At 74.3% G+C, this 15380-nt stretch carries 9 protein-coding genes and 1 pseudogene; 1 reads left to right on the forward strand and 9 read right to left on the reverse strand.

Going from position 1 to position 15380, the window contains the following annotated elements; all coding sequences use genetic code 11:
* Positions 1-6: 6 nt before the first annotated feature.
* From ACWCQS_RS30825 to ACWCQS_RS30840, 4 genes are all read right to left on the reverse strand, one after another.
* Entirely contained in the window at positions 7-4722 is a 4716-nt protein-coding gene (locus tag ACWCQS_RS30825) for a hypothetical protein (protein WP_451007496.1), read from the reverse strand.
* Between the two features lie 68 nt (positions 4723-4790).
* Positions 4791-5669, reverse strand: coding sequence for a hypothetical protein (locus ACWCQS_RS30830; protein ID WP_451007497.1), 879 nt, complete (start codon positions 5667-5669; stop codon positions 4791-4793).
* Between the two features lie 31 nt (positions 5670-5700).
* Positions 5701-7230 (reverse strand): hypothetical protein, encoded by a 1530-nt coding sequence (locus ACWCQS_RS30835; protein ID WP_451007498.1) that lies wholly within the window; start codon positions 7228-7230, stop codon positions 5701-5703.
* Positions 7231-7308: 78 nt separating this feature from the next.
* The gene (locus ACWCQS_RS30840) at positions 7309-7998 is read right to left on the reverse strand and encodes a GntR family transcriptional regulator (RefSeq protein WP_451007499.1); all 690 of its coding nucleotides are present in this window, start codon (positions 7996-7998) and stop codon (positions 7309-7311) included.
* Positions 7999-8109: 111 nt separating this feature from the next.
* Between ACWCQS_RS30840 and ACWCQS_RS30845 the strand changes: the two genes are divergently transcribed.
* Positions 8110-8949, forward strand: coding sequence for a putative hydro-lyase (locus ACWCQS_RS30845; protein ID WP_451007500.1), 840 nt, complete (start codon positions 8110-8112; stop codon positions 8947-8949).
* A gap of 768 nt (positions 8950-9717) precedes the next feature.
* On the opposite strand, the pseudogene ACWCQS_RS30850 reads toward ACWCQS_RS30845, so the two are convergent.
* The 5 genes and pseudogenes from ACWCQS_RS30850 to ACWCQS_RS30870 form a co-directional block, all read right to left on the reverse strand.
* Positions 9718-10542, reverse strand: a pseudogene (locus tag ACWCQS_RS30850) (SGNH/GDSL hydrolase family protein); the annotation flags it as partial.
* The gene (locus ACWCQS_RS30855; RefSeq protein WP_451007501.1) at positions 10539-11714 is read right to left on the reverse strand and encodes a glycosyltransferase; all 1176 of its coding nucleotides are present in this window, start codon (positions 11712-11714) and stop codon (positions 10539-10541) included. The gene ACWCQS_RS30855 and the pseudogene ACWCQS_RS30850, both read right to left, overlap by 4 nt.
* Positions 11711-12838 (reverse strand): glycosyltransferase family 4 protein, encoded by a 1128-nt coding sequence (locus ACWCQS_RS30860; protein WP_451007502.1) that lies wholly within the window; start codon positions 12836-12838, stop codon positions 11711-11713. The genes ACWCQS_RS30855 and ACWCQS_RS30860 overlap by 4 nt, the downstream gene beginning before the upstream one ends.
* Positions 12839-13023: 185 nt before the next feature.
* A complete protein-coding gene (locus ACWCQS_RS30865; protein ID WP_451007503.1) occupies positions 13024-14442 on the reverse strand; it encodes a HEAT repeat domain-containing protein in 1419 nt (472 codons plus the stop codon).
* Positions 14443-14743: 301 nt separating this feature from the next.
* On the reverse strand, positions 14744-15136 hold the full coding sequence (locus ACWCQS_RS30870) for an ankyrin repeat domain-containing protein (protein WP_450673428.1): 393 nt from the start codon (positions 15134-15136) through the stop codon (positions 14744-14746).
* Positions 15137-15380 lie beyond the last annotated feature (244 nt).

The raw sequence follows: 15380 nt of genomic DNA on the forward strand, positions 1-15380 counted from the left end.
CGGCTGCTACGGCGTGTTCGACACCGGCTTCCTGAACATCCGCGTCGCCGTGATCTCGCTGTGCACCGCCTCTCCGGCCTGCGGCTGCTGGGGCAGTCCGGGCCGGAGGTGTTCCTCCACGCTGATGTACTTCAGGCCGGCCCTGAGGTCGGCGTCATTGCGCAGGCGGATGACCAGCGGGAACTCGGCGAGGGCGGTCGTGTCGAACAGACCGGTGGTGTACAGCAGCTGCACACCGAGCGCGTCCGACACGGCCCGCTGCAGCTCCAGCAGGTAGGTGGCGTTGGCACGGCCGATCGGGTTGTCCAGGAACAGCGTGCCGGCGTGCCGCTGCTTGTCCCGGCCCCGGTCGTTGCTTCGCAGCGCGGCCATCGTGCAGTACAGGGCGATCGCCGCGGTGAGCAGCTGGCCGCCGGAGAAGACATCGCCCATCTGGCCCACGGGTACGCGCTCGGCGCGCAGTACGGCGTCGGGCTTGAGGATCTCGACGGCCACGCCCTTCGGCTGAAGTGCGGCCGCGACTCCCCGCAGCAGCAGCGACATGCCGTCCCGGCGCAGGTCGGAGTTCTTCTTCACGGCCGCGCGTGTGGCGTCGTCGATGACCTCGCCGAGCCGTTCGGTGAGCGTGGCCTGGTCGGGCTCCTCGAAGCGGATGCGCAGGAACTCCTGGCCGGACCACTCGCCGAGACCCTCCGGCAGCCGGGACAGCCGCTGGGCCGACCTCAGCGTGGCGAGGGCCGACTCCACCAGGCCCCTCAGGCGGTCCACGATCGAGTCGCGGTTGCGCTCCAGCTGGGCCAGCTCGTCGGTCAGGACGCGCAGCCGGGGCGCGAACGCGTCCGCCCACTTCTGCGCGTGCTCCGGCAGTGCGGACGCGGGCAGTTCGCGGATCTGCTGGCGGGCGGGGGTGCGGACCTGCTCGTAGCGCGTGGAGTTGGCGTGCCGGACGAGGACGTCGCTCGCCTCGCGCACGGCCGACTCGGCGGCGGACAGGTCGGCGGCGCAGCCCCGCAGCGAGCGGCGGGCCTCGGCCGCGGAGTGCCGGGCCTCCTCCAGGCTGCCGGGGTACGGCTCCGGCTCCTCCTGCTCCTCCTCGGGGGCGTGTTCGCGCAGCAGGTCGCGGAGCATCGCGGCGATCTCGTCGAAGCCGCCGGCCGCGTCCTCGGCGGCCCGGTGGGCCTCCAGCAGCTCCGCGTGTGCCTCACGGGCCTCGGCCAGCGCCTCGGTGCGGGCGGCGAGCTCGCCCGTCGCGGTGCGCAGCAGCGCCTGGGCGTGTTCGGCGTCACGCGGGACGAGTTCCTCGGGCAGCTCGGTGTGCGCCTCACCGTCCTCGGGGGCGTGCCGCTCGGCCTCGCCGCGCAGCCGGCCCAGCTGCTCGCTCGCGCTGGACATACGGGTCTCCAGGAGCTGCACCAGCTCCTCAGCCCGGGCGGCGGCGGCCTGCCGGGAGGGTCCGTCGGAGCCCTCGGGCGACTGCAGCAGCTGCTCGGCGCGGGTGCGGACCTTGTTGCTGAGCCGGTCCAGCTCGGCCCGGGCGGCGCTCTCGTCGCTCTCCGCGCGGGCCTGCTCGGCGCGCAGGTCGGCACCGACGCCGACCTTCTCGTACACCTGCGAGGCGGCCCGGTAGGCCTCGCGGAGGGCGGGCAGGGACGCCTTGGGGGCGTCCGCGTCCTCGACGGGTACGTCGTCGGGGGCGCCGGCGATCTCGGAACGCTCGGCGCGCAGGGCTCGTGCGGTGCGGCGGGCGTCGTCGGCGGCTCGCTGGGCGGCGCGGCGGTCCTCGTCGGCGGCGCGGGCGCGCTCCAGGCAGGCCTGGGCTCGGGCCTCGGACTCGGCGGCCTCGTCGGCGAGTTCGCGGAGTTTCACCTGCCAGCCGGCGCGCTCGCGGAGGCGGTAGGCCAGGCCGGCGAGGGCATCGGCGGCGCGGCGGGCCTTCTGCGCGGCCTCCTGCCGCTCGTCGCGGACCTGCGCGGCCTCGGCGGCGGCCTCGTCGGCCTCCGCGCGCGCCGTGCGGGCCTCGGCCAGCTCGGCCTCGGCCTCCTCGGCGAACGCGCGGGTCTCCTGAGCGGCCTGAGCCAGTTCAAAGAGGCGTCCGGCGGGGCAGCCGGTGCGCCAGGAGGCGAGCCGGGCGGCCAGTTCGCGGTCCTTGCCGAGGCGGGCGGCGAGCGTGCGGATCTCCTCGTCCCGCTCGGTGGCCCGCGCCCGCAGTGCCTGCCGTTCCTCGTCGGCGGCGTGCTCGTCGTGCATGGCCGGGTTAGGCGGCACGAGGAAGACGTCCCCGGAGGCGGCGCTGTCGGCGGGCGGCGGGGCGAGCAGGGCGGCGGCCGTGCCGACGGCAACGGCGGAGCGGGGCAGCAGGGCGGCGTCGCCGAGCGCCTCGCGGGCACGCGCGTGCGTGTCGGGGTCGGTGATGATCACGCCGTCGACCAGTTCCGGGCGTGCGGCGAGCACACGCGCGTGGTCGGCGGGGTCGACGGCCTGGGCGAGATAGCGCCAGCCGGGCAGCGCCGGGATGCCGTGCTCGCCGAGGAACTCCACCGTGGCCAGGACGTCCGGGCCGGGCGGCAGCAGTCCGCCATCACCGAGCGCGCCAAGGATCCGGGAGTCGTCGGCGGCGGCGGTGCGCAGCTCGAACAGGTGCCGTTCGGCGGTCGAGACGGCGTCATCGAGCAGTTCACGCAGTTCGTCGGCGAAACGGTCGAGTTCCTCGGGGGTAAGGGGGCCTTCGCCTGGGGGCCGGCCGTGCGGGGCCGTCCCGGTTTCGGAACGGGCACCGGACGCGCCTGCTCCGGACGTTGCCGGGCCGGCCCCGCCGCCGGGGTTGTCGTCGGCTCCGGTCCGGGGTCCGGGCACGTCGGCCCGGCCCGTCCCGGGCGCACCGGGCAGGCTGAGCAGTTCCGCCAGCCGCTCCTCGGCGGCCAGGGACTCGGCGAGGCGCCGCTCGGCCTCGTAGGACCGCTCGGCCGCCGTCGCGGCGTCCGCCGCGCGGGCGGCGGTCAGTTCCGCGCGGGACTCGGCGGCGGCCGCCTCGCGCGCGTGCTCGGTGACCTTGCGGGCGGCCTCGCGGGCCGTGTCCCAGGCGGCGACGGCACTCTTCTCGGCGTCGCTGGCGGCGAGCGCGGCCCGTGCCGGGTCGGCGTCCGGGGCGCTGTCGTCGAGCCAGCCCGCCCGGACTGCCTCGGCAGTCTCCTGCTCGACCTCGGCGAGGCGCTGGCGCAGATGCCCGGCCTCACTGCGGGCGCGCTGTGCCTCGGTGGCGGCGGTGGTGGAGTCGCGGTAGGCACAGTCGCCGACCTCCTGGAGGGCGCCGGAGCGCTCCTCCTCCTCGTTGGCGAGGGTCTCGGCGCTCTCGGCGGCCGCGTGCAGGGCTCGTACGAGGTCCACGGCGGCCTTGGCACGTGCGGCGAGCGCGGGCGCGGCGTCCCGCTCGGCCTCCTGGATGGCGGCGGACACGCGCGCGGCGCGGTCGGCGGCGGCACGGTGGCGCAGCACGGCCTCGGCGGCCTGCCAGGCGGAGTGCAGGGTGCGGGCGTCGGCGAGCTCGCGCTTCTGCGCGGCGGCGGACTTTTCGGCGGCGGCGAGCGCCAGGGAGGCGTGCCGGTAGGCGAGTTCGGCCGCGATCAGCGCGCTGCGCTCGCGGGCGCCCTCGGAGTGCGTGACGGCGTAGGCGGCGGCCGTGACCCGCTGGGCGAGGTCGGCGGCGCGCACCCGCTCCTGCACCGCCCGCGCGGACAGCCGCCGGGCGAGGGTGCGGGTACGGCGTTCGGCGCCCGCGTGGATGTCACGCGCGCGTGAGCGGGCCTCGGCGGCCTCGACGATCCGCCCGAGCAGGTCGACCGACCCGGCGGTGAAGTCCCGTTCGGCGATCAGCTCGGCACGCCGGCCGAGCTTGTTGCCGAAGCCGCTGACCAGGTCGGCGAGGCCGTCGGTGTCACGCGTGTCGGTGACGGCGCGCAGCAGCAGGTCGGTGAAGTCGGAGTCCTTCTTGACCGCGAAGAGCCCGGCCGCCTCACCCTCGTCGGCGTTCATCTCCCGCTGGTAGCGGAAGAGTTCGGGGTCGAGGCCGAGGTCGCCGAGGTGCTCGATCCAGCGGTCGTGGATCTCCTCCCAGTGCACCTCCAGGTGCGGGTAGGCCTTGCCGGCCTCCATGAGGGCGTCGCGGAAGCCCTTCATGGTGCGGCGCCGGCCCTGGGCGCCCGAGGTGCCCTCCACGGGCGGCCGTACGGCGGTGGACTCGGCGACGGGCAGGTTGTCCAGGCTCAGTCCGGGGCCGGGCCGGAAGGAGTACCAGGCCTCGGCGAACTTGCGCGGGTCGTTGGACACCTGCCGTCCGCGCCACTCGCTCACCTTGCCGACGACGACGCACTCGCCGGTCTGCACATGCTGCCACTCCAGCGCCACGTGCCCGCAGTCGTCGGCGAGGAGGAACTTGCGCAGCACACCGGAGCTGGCGCCGCCGAGGGTGTTGCGGTGGCCCGGCAGCATCACCGAGAAGATCAGCTTGAGCAGGACGGACTTGCCGCCGCCGTTCTCCAGGAAGAGCACGCCCGCGGGCGCGGGCCGGCGCGGCGGGCCGGACGGCTCCGCCTCGAAGAACTCCGCCTGTGTGGGCGCCGGGTCGGGCACGGGCTCGCCGACGCCCCGCAGGTCAAGCACGGTGTCGGCGTAGCGCGCACCGGCGGGACCGATGGAGTAGAGGCGGACCCGGGACAGCTCGTACATGGCGGACTCTCGTAAGTCTGGTGAAACGTGCGGTGGTTCAGGAAATGTGCGGGCTCGGCGGCCGGCCCTCAGGAGTGGAAGGGCAGCCCGGCGTCGGCCACCAGCTCCAGGTCCTCGGTGTCCTCGGCGGGCAGCAGGCTGGCCGTGCCGTCGGTCACCGGTACGACGCCCAGCTCGAGCAGTTCGGCCATGGCGGCGCTGCCGGCCATGTCGCGGACCTGGAGCTGGTAGCGGGCCGTGGTGCGGTAGGTGCCGCCGCCGTCGTCGCCGGTGCGCTGCAGGAAGCCCGAGTCGGTGAGGAAGGCGAGGGCCTTGGCCACGATGCCGGTGGTGGAGGCGGCCGGGCGGCGGGCGTCCTTGGTGGCGCCGGTGGCGCTGCGTCTGGCCCAGATGCGCCAGGCGGCCTCGAGGCCGGGCGCGTCGGTCGCCGGGTCGGTGTTCTCGCCCAGTTCCTCGGCCCGCTCCTCCAGGCGCCGGCAGGCCTGCCGTACGAAGGCGTCGACGCCGTTGACGGTGACGCGGCCGATGTAGGTGTCGTCGGCCAGGTCCTCCGGGCGTGGGAAGGCCAGCGCCGCGACGGCGAGATGGGCGAGCCCGTGCAGGAAGCGGTCGCCGGAGTCGGCGGCGGTGCGACGCGCGTAGTCGCCCATGCGGACGGCGAACACCGAGTCCTCGGCGGCCGTGACGGCCATGCCCGCGCGCGGGGACACCTCCAGTACGACGAGGCCCAGGCCGGCGGCCACGGCGTCGGCGAGCCGCGCGAACGCCGGGTCCTCGCGGTACCGGCGCAGCAGCTCCGTGTACTCCTGGTCCCGCGCTGGCTGCAACTTGGGCTGCAGCCCGAAGGCGACGAGCCGCGCCGCGTCGGCGGCATCGGCGGGGGTGACGGCGGCGGGCGCCGACGGCGCCGACGACTCCGCCTCACTCCACTCGACGTGCTCGCTCACGGTTGGTGCTCCTTGTCGCGCTGTTGTTGACTCATGCTGCTTCCGTCCGGTCCGCCGCCATCCCGGCCGCGTCCAGCAGGGCGGTTCCCACGATCAGGTCCGCTCCGCCGAACTCGGGATCGTCCAGCTCCGTCCCGTCGTCCACGGCGAACAGCAGCTTCTCCTCGCCCTGCCGGTACGCGGTACCGACCGCGGGACTGGCCGCATGAACCGCCAACAGGGCCACCAGATAGGCCAGATCGGGGTCCCCGGTGCGCCGGGCCTCGGACAGCAGCCCCGACAGCCTGCGCGGCGCGTCGGCCGGCAGGTCCAGCAGTTCCATCGCGGCGGCCAGCTGCTCCTCGCTGAACCGGCTGTCGTCCGGCGTGGCGATCAGGTCGGGTTCGGGCATCTCCGCGCCCAGGTGCTCCCGCTCCACGGGCGGCGTCAGCAGTATGTCGACGAGGTCCGCCACCCGGACGGACACCGGCGTGCGCAAGCCCGTGCCGTGGGCGAAGAACGCGTCCGTGACCCGGATCGCCTGCTCCAGGGGCAGCGGCAGGAGGGGGGCGACGAGATGGCCGTACAGGTCGATACCGGATGTCGTCGCCGGTGTGGCGAAGGCCTGCCGGTCCTGCTCGGCGCGGAACAGCGGGCCGGCCTCCAGCAGCCTCGACTGGAGCTGGGTGTGCCGCCGGATGCAGTCCTTGACGATGTCGACCAGTTCGGCGGCGCGGCGCTTGTGCTCGGGCTCCTCGGTCTCGTCGCGGGCCTTGCGGATGTTGGTGAGGATCGCGTTCTCGTGGCGGTAACGGTCGGCCACGTGGTCCAGGGCCTCGGAGATCATGTCGGGCACGGCGCTGAGCCAGTCGACCGCACGGACGTTGCGCCGGGTTGCCTCCAGGGCGCGGCGCAGGGTCTCCGAGTACTGCACGGTGCGGTAGCGGGCCTGTTCGGCGGCCAGCTGAGCGTCGGCGAGCCGGCCGCGGCTGATCAGCACCTCCAGCTTGACCTCGGCGGCGATCTGGGCGCTGGTGACGTCGGTGTCGAGGGCGCCGACCAGGACGTTGACCGCCTCGTCCGTCGTGCGCAGGTACACCGTGCCGCCGGGGCCGGGGACCTCTTCGATCAGCTTGAAGTCGTAGTCCCGGCGGACGTACGTGCCGTCCGGCGCGAAGGTGCCGTAGACGGCGCGGAAGCCGCGGTCGACGCTGCCGACGTTGATCAGGTTCTCCAGGACCCAGCGGGCCACGCGCTCGTGCTCGGCGGTCGGCCCGTGCGGGGCCTGGGCGGCGATGCGCGGGACGAGCCGGGCCACGATCTGCTCGTGGTCGGCGCCGGTGTCGAAGTCCATGTTGAGCGTGACCAGGTCGATGGCGGCGAGGGCCACCTCGGCCATGCCGTACACCGAGTACTCACCGGCCAGGTTGGCCTTGCGCGCGTCGAGGTCGTGCAGCGGCGCGGTGCAGGCGAGCGCGCGCAGCCGCCGCGCCAGTCCTTCGTCGGCGGCCGGGCCCAATGCGGGGCGCGGCCCCGCGCTGAGCTGGGGCGGAACGCTGTCCGTCGATGCAGGCGAAGTCACGGTGCACAGACTAGGTCCTGGGTCTGACATCGACCCAAACGGCAGGCTCCGCCGGTTTGTCGACAGGGTCGCGGGTCGTTACGGGGCGACCCGCCGCCGGTAGACCTCCACCATCCGCTCCAGTGAGTCCGCGAGGTACGTCTCCAGCTGCCGCTCCGCCTCGCTCTTCTGGCCGGCCTCCAGCGCCTGCAGGATCTCGCGGTTGCGGGCGAGGTACGGCTCGTGCAGCCGGCGCGGGTCGTCGACCACGTGGAAGGCGAGCCGCAGCTCGGCGAAGACGCTGCGCATCAGTTCGTCGGTGCGTTCGCTGCCCGCGAGGGCGACCAGTTCCCGATGGAAGTGGATGTTGGCGGTGCCCAGCGCCGTCCAGTCGTTCTCCGCGGCCGCCCGTTCTCCTGCGGCGACCGCCGCGGCGACGCCCTCCAGCCGGTACGGCGGCTCGCCGAGCCCGCGCACGACGGCGCACTCGACCAGGGAGCGCGTGCGGTGGATGTCCTCGACGTCCTCGACGGTCAGGACCCGCACGAACACCCCGCGGTTGAGCTCGTGGACCAGCAGGCGTTCGTGTGTGAGCAGCCGGAACGCCTCGCGCAGGGTGTTGCGGGAGACCCCGAGCGCCCCGCCGATGCCGTCCTCCGACAGCCGGGTGCCGGGCGGGAAGTACCCGTCGGCGATGCGGCTCCGGAGGATGTCCGAGACCCGCTCCGCCGTGCTGGTACGCCCAAGGAGCGCACGGTCGTCGGCCAGTGCGGTCGGCTGCTCTGTCATGCCGGAATTCAATCGCACGGACCGGAACGAAACAACATGGGTATTGAAGGATCGTTGAACGATCCTCTACGGTCTCGGAGACGGCATTGCTCTCATTCCCGAGGAGCCGGCATGACGCTGACACCGCGTACCGAGGACCTCCCCGTCACAGCAGTCGACCAGCGCGCGCACGCGTGGAGTCCGAAAAGCGCCCGGGCCCGCTTCCGGGAGGGCCTCGCGGGTCCGACGGCCGGGGTCGCGGCAGGCCACACACAGGCCAACCTGATCTCGGTGCCGGCCGACTGGGCCTACGACATGCTGTTGTTCTGCCAGCGCAATCCCAAGCCGTGCCCGGTGCTGGACGTCACGGACGCGGGCTCCACGTCGACCGTTCTGGCCGAGGGCGCCGACCTGCGCACGGACGTGCCCCGCTACCGGGTGTGGAAGGACGGCGAACTGGTCGAGGAGCCCACCGATGTACGTGCGCACTGGCGGGACGACCTGGTCTCGTTCCTGCTCGGCTGCAGCTTCACCTTCGAGTGGGCGCTCGCCCGGGCGGGCGTGCCGATCCGGCATGTCGAGCAGGGCCGCAACGTGCCGATGTACGTCACCACGCGCGCGTGCCGGCCGGCGGGCCGACTGCGGGGGCCCATGGTGGTGTCCATGCGGCCGGTGCCGCCTGAGCACATCCGCGCCGCGATCCGGGAGAGCAGCCTGTTGCCGGCCGTGCACGGCGGTCCGGTGCACTGCGGCGACCCCGATATCCTCGGTATCGAGGACCTGGCCCGCCCCGACTTCGGCGATCCGGTGACCGTCGCGCCGGATGACATCCCGGTGTTCTGGGCCTGCGGAGTGACCCCGCAGGCGGCCGTGATGGCGTCCCGGCCGCCGTTCGCCATCACTCACGCCCCGGGCCGGATGTTCCTGACCGACGCCCGCGACGAGCAGTACCGGCTGGCCGGCATCGTCTGAGGCCGGTACGCCTGCGGTGGGACCTGGACCTCGGCACGGCCGGGCCCCGGACATCCGGTCACCTTCCCGAAGGGCCCACCGACCGCCCGGAGTCACCAGGTGAAGCAGTCGTCCGCGCCGTTTGCGGCCTGGCGGCCGCGTGGGCGTGTCCGGCGCCGTGGCCCCGGGACGGGGCTCAAGGCCCCCCTCCCGGCCGGCCCTCCGCCCCGTCGGGCGCTACCCGGTGACCACGGTGGTCCGCCCCGGGTGCGCCCCCACGGCCGCACAGGCCGAACCGGGCGCCGGGGCCTCGCGGCCCGCATCCGCCACGACGGCCGCGCTGCCCGGCGCCGGCCTCGCCTCATGGGCCGCGCCCACCGCCGAGACCGTACGCACCGCACCAGCACCCGGCGCTCCGGCCTCGCCGGCCGCACGGACCGTCGAGGGCCTCACTTCGCCGGCCACACGAACCACCGACGGACCCACCTCACTGACCGCCCTGACCCCGGTAGGACTCATTTCGCCCGCCACACGAACCACCGACGAACCCACCTCACCGACCGCGCTAACCCCGGAAGGGCCCACCTCGCCCGCCACATGAACCACCGACGGACTCACCTCGCCGGCCTCACCGGTGAGCGTCGTGGCACGGGCCGTGCCGGCCCCACCGGTGAGCGTCGCCGCGAGGGCCGTGTCGGCGCCGGCGGCCCTTCGCGCCGGACTCGGTACGCCTGGTGCCGCGTTGGTGCCCGCAGGGCGCCGCTGAGCCTCGGCGTCCCGACCGGGGCCCAACGCGGCCAGGGCCGCGGACACCGCCGCCGCGGCGCTCAGGTCGAGTCGGGCACTGGTGCCCCGGGCCCGGTGGTGCAGTTCGTCGGCGGCCAGGCGCAGCAACTGGGGCAGCAGGTCCTTGCAGCGCCGGGCCACCCAGGCGGTGCCGGCCGTGGCCAGCCACAGCAGGCTCGCCGCCCGGGTCGGGGCGGGGAACTCCGGTTCGGGGGACGGCGGCTGTCCCGTCGCACGGCCCGCCTCGGTGAGCAGGGCGTGGAAGCGGACGGCGAGCTGCCGGTGCCCGCGCTCGCCCGGGTGCAGCCGGTCGGCGCTCCACAGGGTCCGGTCGGTGATCCAGGCACCGTCCGCGGCATGCAGGTGGACCGCTCCGTAGCGCTCGGACAGCGCGTGGACGATCGTGTTGACGGCCCGTTGCCGGCGGGCCAGCGGACGCGCCAGGGCGCTCGGCAGGCCCAGCATCGCACCGGGGTCGGGCAGGCAGGCGGTGAGCACGGTGGCGCCCTCGCGGGTGAACGCCGCGTAGACCGCGTCGAGGTGGGTGGCCACCGCCTGGATGTCGAAGGTATGGCGCAGCGTGTCGTTGACGCCGATCACCACCGACACCAGGTCGGGACGGAGTTCGAGGGCGGCAGGCGTCTGCCGCTCCAGCACGTCACGGGTCTGCGCGCCGCTGACCGCGAGGTTGGTGAACTCCACGGCGTCGGCGGTCTCGGCGAGGGCGGGGGCCAGCAGCCCGGCCCAGCCCCGCCAGCCGTCCCCGGCGGGGTCGCCCACGCCCTCGGTGAGCGAGTCCCCGAGGGCGACGAAGCGGACGGAGCTCATGCCACGCCCTCCGGCACGATGCGACGGACGCCGGTCGGGCGGAGCACCTCCGCGTCGTGGGCGGCCAGGAACGCCTCCACGGCCGTACCCCAGCCGAAGCACTCCGCACGCGCGCGTGCCGCGTCCCGTCGTGCGCGCTCGCCACGGTCCAGCAGCAGTTCGACGGCGTCCGCGAACGCCTCGCCGCGGTCGGCCGCGGTCGCCCCGGCGGAGCCGATGACCTCGGGCAGCGCGGACGAGGCGCTCGCCACGACGGGCGTGCCGCACGCCATGGCCTCCAGGGCGGCGAGCCCGAAGGTCTCGGCGGGCCCGGGCGCGAGGGCGATGTCCGCGGTCGCCTGGAGGGCGCCGAGCGCGGCCCGGTCGGAGACGTGCCCGAGGAAGGTCACGGGCAGCCCGTGCTCCCGCGCACGCTGCTCCAGCCGGGCCCTGAGCGGCCCGTCCCCGGCCACCACGAGCACCGCCCGGCGCCCGCGCCGTATCAGCCCCTCCAGGGCGTCCAGCGCGGTGCCGGGGCGCTTCTCGACGGAGAGCCGGGAGCACATCACGAGCAGCGCCTCGTCCCCGCGCGCGTGCAGGGTGCGCAGGCCCGGGTCGCGCAGGGCGGGGTGGCGTTCCGTCAGGTCGACGCCGAGGGGGGCGCGTACGACGTTGCGCGCGCCTATGCGCACGAACTCGCGCTCGGCGAACTCCGTGGTGCACACCACCCGCGAGTAGACGTGCGCGGTACGGGTGTTCAGGGCGTCGGCGGCCCGGCGGGAGAGGTGCTCGGGCAGGCCCCAGGTGCGCAGCACGCCGTCGGCGGTCTCGTGGGAGACCATCACGGCGGGCACGCGCGCGCGGCGGGCCCAGCGGCCGGTCCAGCGCAGGGTCGTACGGTCGGAGACCTCCAGGCGGTCCGGGGCGAGTTCCTCCAGGAGGGCGGCGACGCGCCGCTTGTCGGTGAGGACGCGGTAGCCGCCGGTGCCGGGCAGCAGCGGGCCGGGCAGGGTGATGACCCGGCCCTGCTCGGTGTCGCGGTCGGTGTGCCGCTCGCCGGGCACGATCAGGACGGGTTCGTGGCCGGCCGCCCGGAAGCCCTTGCCCAGCTCGCGCAGCGCGGTGCGCAGGCCGCCGGAGGCCGGGGCGACGAAGTTGGCGAGCCGGACGATGCGCAGGGACTGGCCGGTCATGCCGCCACCGCCGTCTTCCGTGCCGCGAGCACGTCGCCGTAGTGGGCGATCAGCTGGTCGCCGACGGCGGCCCAGGTGCGGCCCTCGACCATGGTGCGGGCGGCGGCGCCGAACGCCGTCCGCCGCGCCGCGTTGACGGCCAGTTCGCGGACGGCCTCCGTCACGGCTGTGACGTCGCCCGGCGGGACGAGGTATCCGGTGCGGCCGTGGGCGACCAGGTCGAGCGGGCCGCCGGCGGCGGGTGCGACGACCGGGACTCCGCTGGCCATGGCCTCCTGGACGGTCTGGCAGAACGTCTCGAAGGGGCCGGTGTGCGCGAACACGTCCAGCGAGGCGAAGATCCGCGCGAGGTCGTCGCCGGTGCGGCGGCCGAGGAAGACGGCGCCGGGCAGGGCCTCGGTGAGGTGGGCGTGGCTGGGCCCGTCACCGACCACCACGACCTTGACGCCGTCCAGGCCGCAGGCGCCGGCGAGGAGTTCGACGTGCTTCTCGGGGGCGAGCCGGCCGACGTAGCCGACGATCACCTCGCCGTTCGGCGCGAGTTCGCGGCGCAGCGCCTCGTCACGCAGATCTGGCCGGAAACGTACGGTGTCCACCCCGCGCGGCCACAGCCGGACCCGGGGTACCCCGTGTGCCTCAAGGTCACCGAGGGCGGCGCTGGAGGGGGCGAGGGTGCGGTCGGCGGCGGCGTGCACGGAGCGGATCCGCCGCCAGGCGGCCGCCTCGCCGGCACCCATGTAGGTGCGGGCGTAGCCGGCGAGGTCGGTCTGGTAGACGGCGACGGCGGGGATGCCGAGTTTGGCGGCGGCGGCCATGCCGCGCACGCCGAGGACGAAGGGGCTGGCGAGATGTACGACGTCAGGCCGGTGTCCGACGAGCGCGGCGGCGAGCCGCCGGCTGGGGAGGGCGACGCGGACCTGGGGGTAGCCGGGGAGCGGGAGGGAGGGGATCCGGACGACCGGGCACGGGGCGTCCGTGTCCGGTCCGCTGCCCGGAGCGGGGGCGGGGGCGACGACGAGCGGATGGTGACCGCGATCTACGAGGTGCCGGGCGGTCTGGAGCGCGCAGTGGGCCACGCCGTTCACATCGGGGGGAAAGGATTCGGTCACGATGACGACACGCATACGGGTGTTGTCGCCGCGCGGGGCGTGGCGGCGTCGACTTGGATCTTTCCGCCCGGGGAACGTCCTGTGAGCGTTGGGCTGCGCACCCGGGCAGGTCAGACGGCCGTCATGACCGCCTGACCTGCGGGACACCCGGTGTTCACACGGCGGGCGGTCGTCGGCCCGGGCCGTGTGTGTGCGTGGGGTCAGCCGAGGGCGGCGTCGGGTCCGAAGCGGCTGCGTACCGCCGTCTGCACTTCCGCCTCCTCGGCCGGATCGGCTGCCAGGCGGCGCAGGCGCTCGACGACCCGGGCGTCACCGGTCTCGGCATGCCGGGCGGCGAGTTCGCGGGTGGTCTCCTCGCAGTCCCACAGGCATTCGACGGCGAAGCCGGTGGCGAAGGAGGGGTCGGTGGCGGCCAGTGCGCGGGCGGCACGGCCGCGCAGATGGGAGGAGGCCGTCTCACGGTAGATGTGGCGCAGTACGGGGGCGGCGCAGGCGATGCCGAGGCGTCCGGTGCCGTCGACGAGGGTCCAGAGTGTGGGCGCGTCGGGGCCCTCGCCCCGCACGGCCTCGCGGAGGGCGCCGAGGACGAGGTCGCGGTCCTGAACTCCGCCGCGGCAGGCGAGCATGCGTCCGGCCGCGGCGCCGAGCACGTCAGGGCGCTGGGCCCAGCGGCGGGCACGGTCGACGGCGGCGAGACTGCGCATCCGTTCGAAGGCGTCGGCGGCGGCCTCCACGACGACGGACGTGCCGTCGGCGACGGCGGCCTCGATCAGATCGAGGGCCTCGGGGTCGTTGCTGTCGGCGAGATAGCGCAGCGCGGTGCAGCGGGCCCCGTCGATGCCGGTCCGGGCGGCCTGGACGATCTCCGGCCGGTCCTCGGGGCCGGCCACGGCGACCAGACAGCGGGCGGCCGGCACATGGAGGGCGGCGCCGCGGTCCATGCCCTGCTGGGCCCATTCGAAGACGGCGCGCACGCTCCAGCCGGGCCGCGGGCCGGTGGGCCGCATCTGCCGCTGCCAGCGGTCGAAACAGCCGGTCTCCTGGGCGGCACGCACGCGTGTGGCGATCGATTCGCGCGGATCCTCGGCCCACAGCCGCCAGGGCCGCGGCTCGAAGGCGTCGCGTACGGCGGCGGCCAGCTCGGCCTCGCCCTCGGGGTCGGTGCCGAAGCGGGCCAGAACGGGCGCGGCGAGGGCGCGCAGGCCCGCGTCGTCGTCCCTGAGGGCCAGCTCGTCCAGGGCCCAGGCCCAGTTGGAGCCGTGGGCGGCGTACCTGCGCAGCAGCACGAGGGCGTCCCGCCTGCCGTAGGAGGCGAGGTGCCCGAGCACGGCCAGGGCGAGGCCGGTGCGGGACTCGTCGGTGTCGAGGACGTCCTCGGGGTCGAAGAGGTGCGCCTCGATCGCGTCCAGCTCGCCGTTCAGGTCGAGGTAGAGCCGGGCGTAGTAGAGCGAGCGGTTCTCCACCTGCCAGTCGTGGCGGGGATCGCGCAGTACACAGTGGTCCAGGGCCGCGAGGGCTTCGGCGCGCGGGGCGGTGAGCGCGTGCAGCGTGCCGTCGCCGCGGCCCCGCTGGAGCAGGCCGAGCAGCGTACCGCTGGGCGCTATGACCGGATCGAACATGGGAAACAGCCTCACATCAAGCGTCGACGCAACCGGAGAACACGCACTACCTGGCCGCGTGACACAACGTCGGAGCGCCCGCCGTCTCTTGCTTGCCGAAGACCATTTCTCTCTGCCTCTCGTCGGTGGCCCATGCGGACCGCATCACGGTCCGCGCGGTGCGGCATCACCTGCCCAGCCATCGCGTCCGTGAATCACGTCGTCATGATGACCCGGCGGTTTGTGCTGCCGCGACCGTATTTCCGGCGGCCTCTTACCGCCTCCCCCGTTTTTCGTGTCGTACCTGCTCAGGACATGCGCGTCAGTGCGCGCCGAACAGCTCCAGGAGTTCCGTCTTGCCGAACATCCGGGCGGTGTCGACGGCCGACGGGGTCCCCGCGGCCGGGTCGGCTCCACCCTCCAGGAGCGCCTTGATCACTTCCGTCTCACCCTTGAAGACGGCACCCGCGAGCGGGGTCTGGCCTCGGTCGTTGATCTGGTCCGCGGCGGCGCCCCGGGCGAGCAGGGCGCGTACCGCGTCGGCGTGCCCGTGGTAGGCGGCGAGCATCACCAGGGAGTCGCCGCGGTCGTTGGTGAGGTTGGCCGGAACGCCGGCGTCCACGTAGGCCACGAGCGCCTCGGTCTGCCCCTGCCGGGCCAGATCGAAGATCTTGGTCGCCAGCTCCACGACCTCGGGGTCGGGGGCTTCACTCATCGGCCGGACCGCCTCTCCTGCGAACTTCGGGGACTTCAGGGAGCGTACGGCAGCGAGAGCGGAACGCAGCCGTACGAGTGAATCGCCAGCGTACTGGCTGGCGCGGCACATGACCCGATGTGCCCGAGGTAAAGATCACCGACAGCCCCGTCGGGGGGCAACCACCCAGCTCAGCCGGGCCGGACGTGACCACTGTGCCAGGTGGGTGAAATCTGCCGAATTTCACTCAGTTGCACCTTTAATC

The sequence above is a fragment of the Streptomyces sp. NPDC002076 genome (assembly GCF_053593835.1).

Coding starts and splice junctions, on each gene's coding strand:
- ACWCQS_RS30840 (WP_451007499.1), bottom strand. CDS start 7,998: ATGACAGAGCAGCCGACCGCACTGGCCGACGACCGTGCGCTCCTTGGG.
- ACWCQS_RS30860 (WP_451007502.1), bottom strand. CDS start 12,838: ATGCGTGTCGTCATCGTGACCGAATCCTTTCCCCCCGATGTGAACGGC.
- ACWCQS_RS30825 (WP_451007496.1), bottom strand. CDS start 4,722: ATGTACGAGCTGTCCCGGGTCCGCCTCTACTCCATCGGTCCCGCCGGT.
- ACWCQS_RS30865 (WP_451007503.1), bottom strand. CDS start 14,442: ATGTTCGATCCGGTCATAGCGCCCAGCGGTACGCTGCTCGGCCTGCTC.
- ACWCQS_RS30870 (WP_450673428.1), bottom strand. CDS start 15,136: ATGAGTGAAGCCCCCGACCCCGAGGTCGTGGAGCTGGCGACCAAGATC.
- ACWCQS_RS30855 (WP_451007501.1), bottom strand. CDS start 11,714: ATGACCGGCCAGTCCCTGCGCATCGTCCGGCTCGCCAACTTCGTCGCC.
- ACWCQS_RS30845 (WP_451007500.1), top strand. CDS start 8,110: ATGACGCTGACACCGCGTACCGAGGACCTCCCCGTCACAGCAGTCGAC.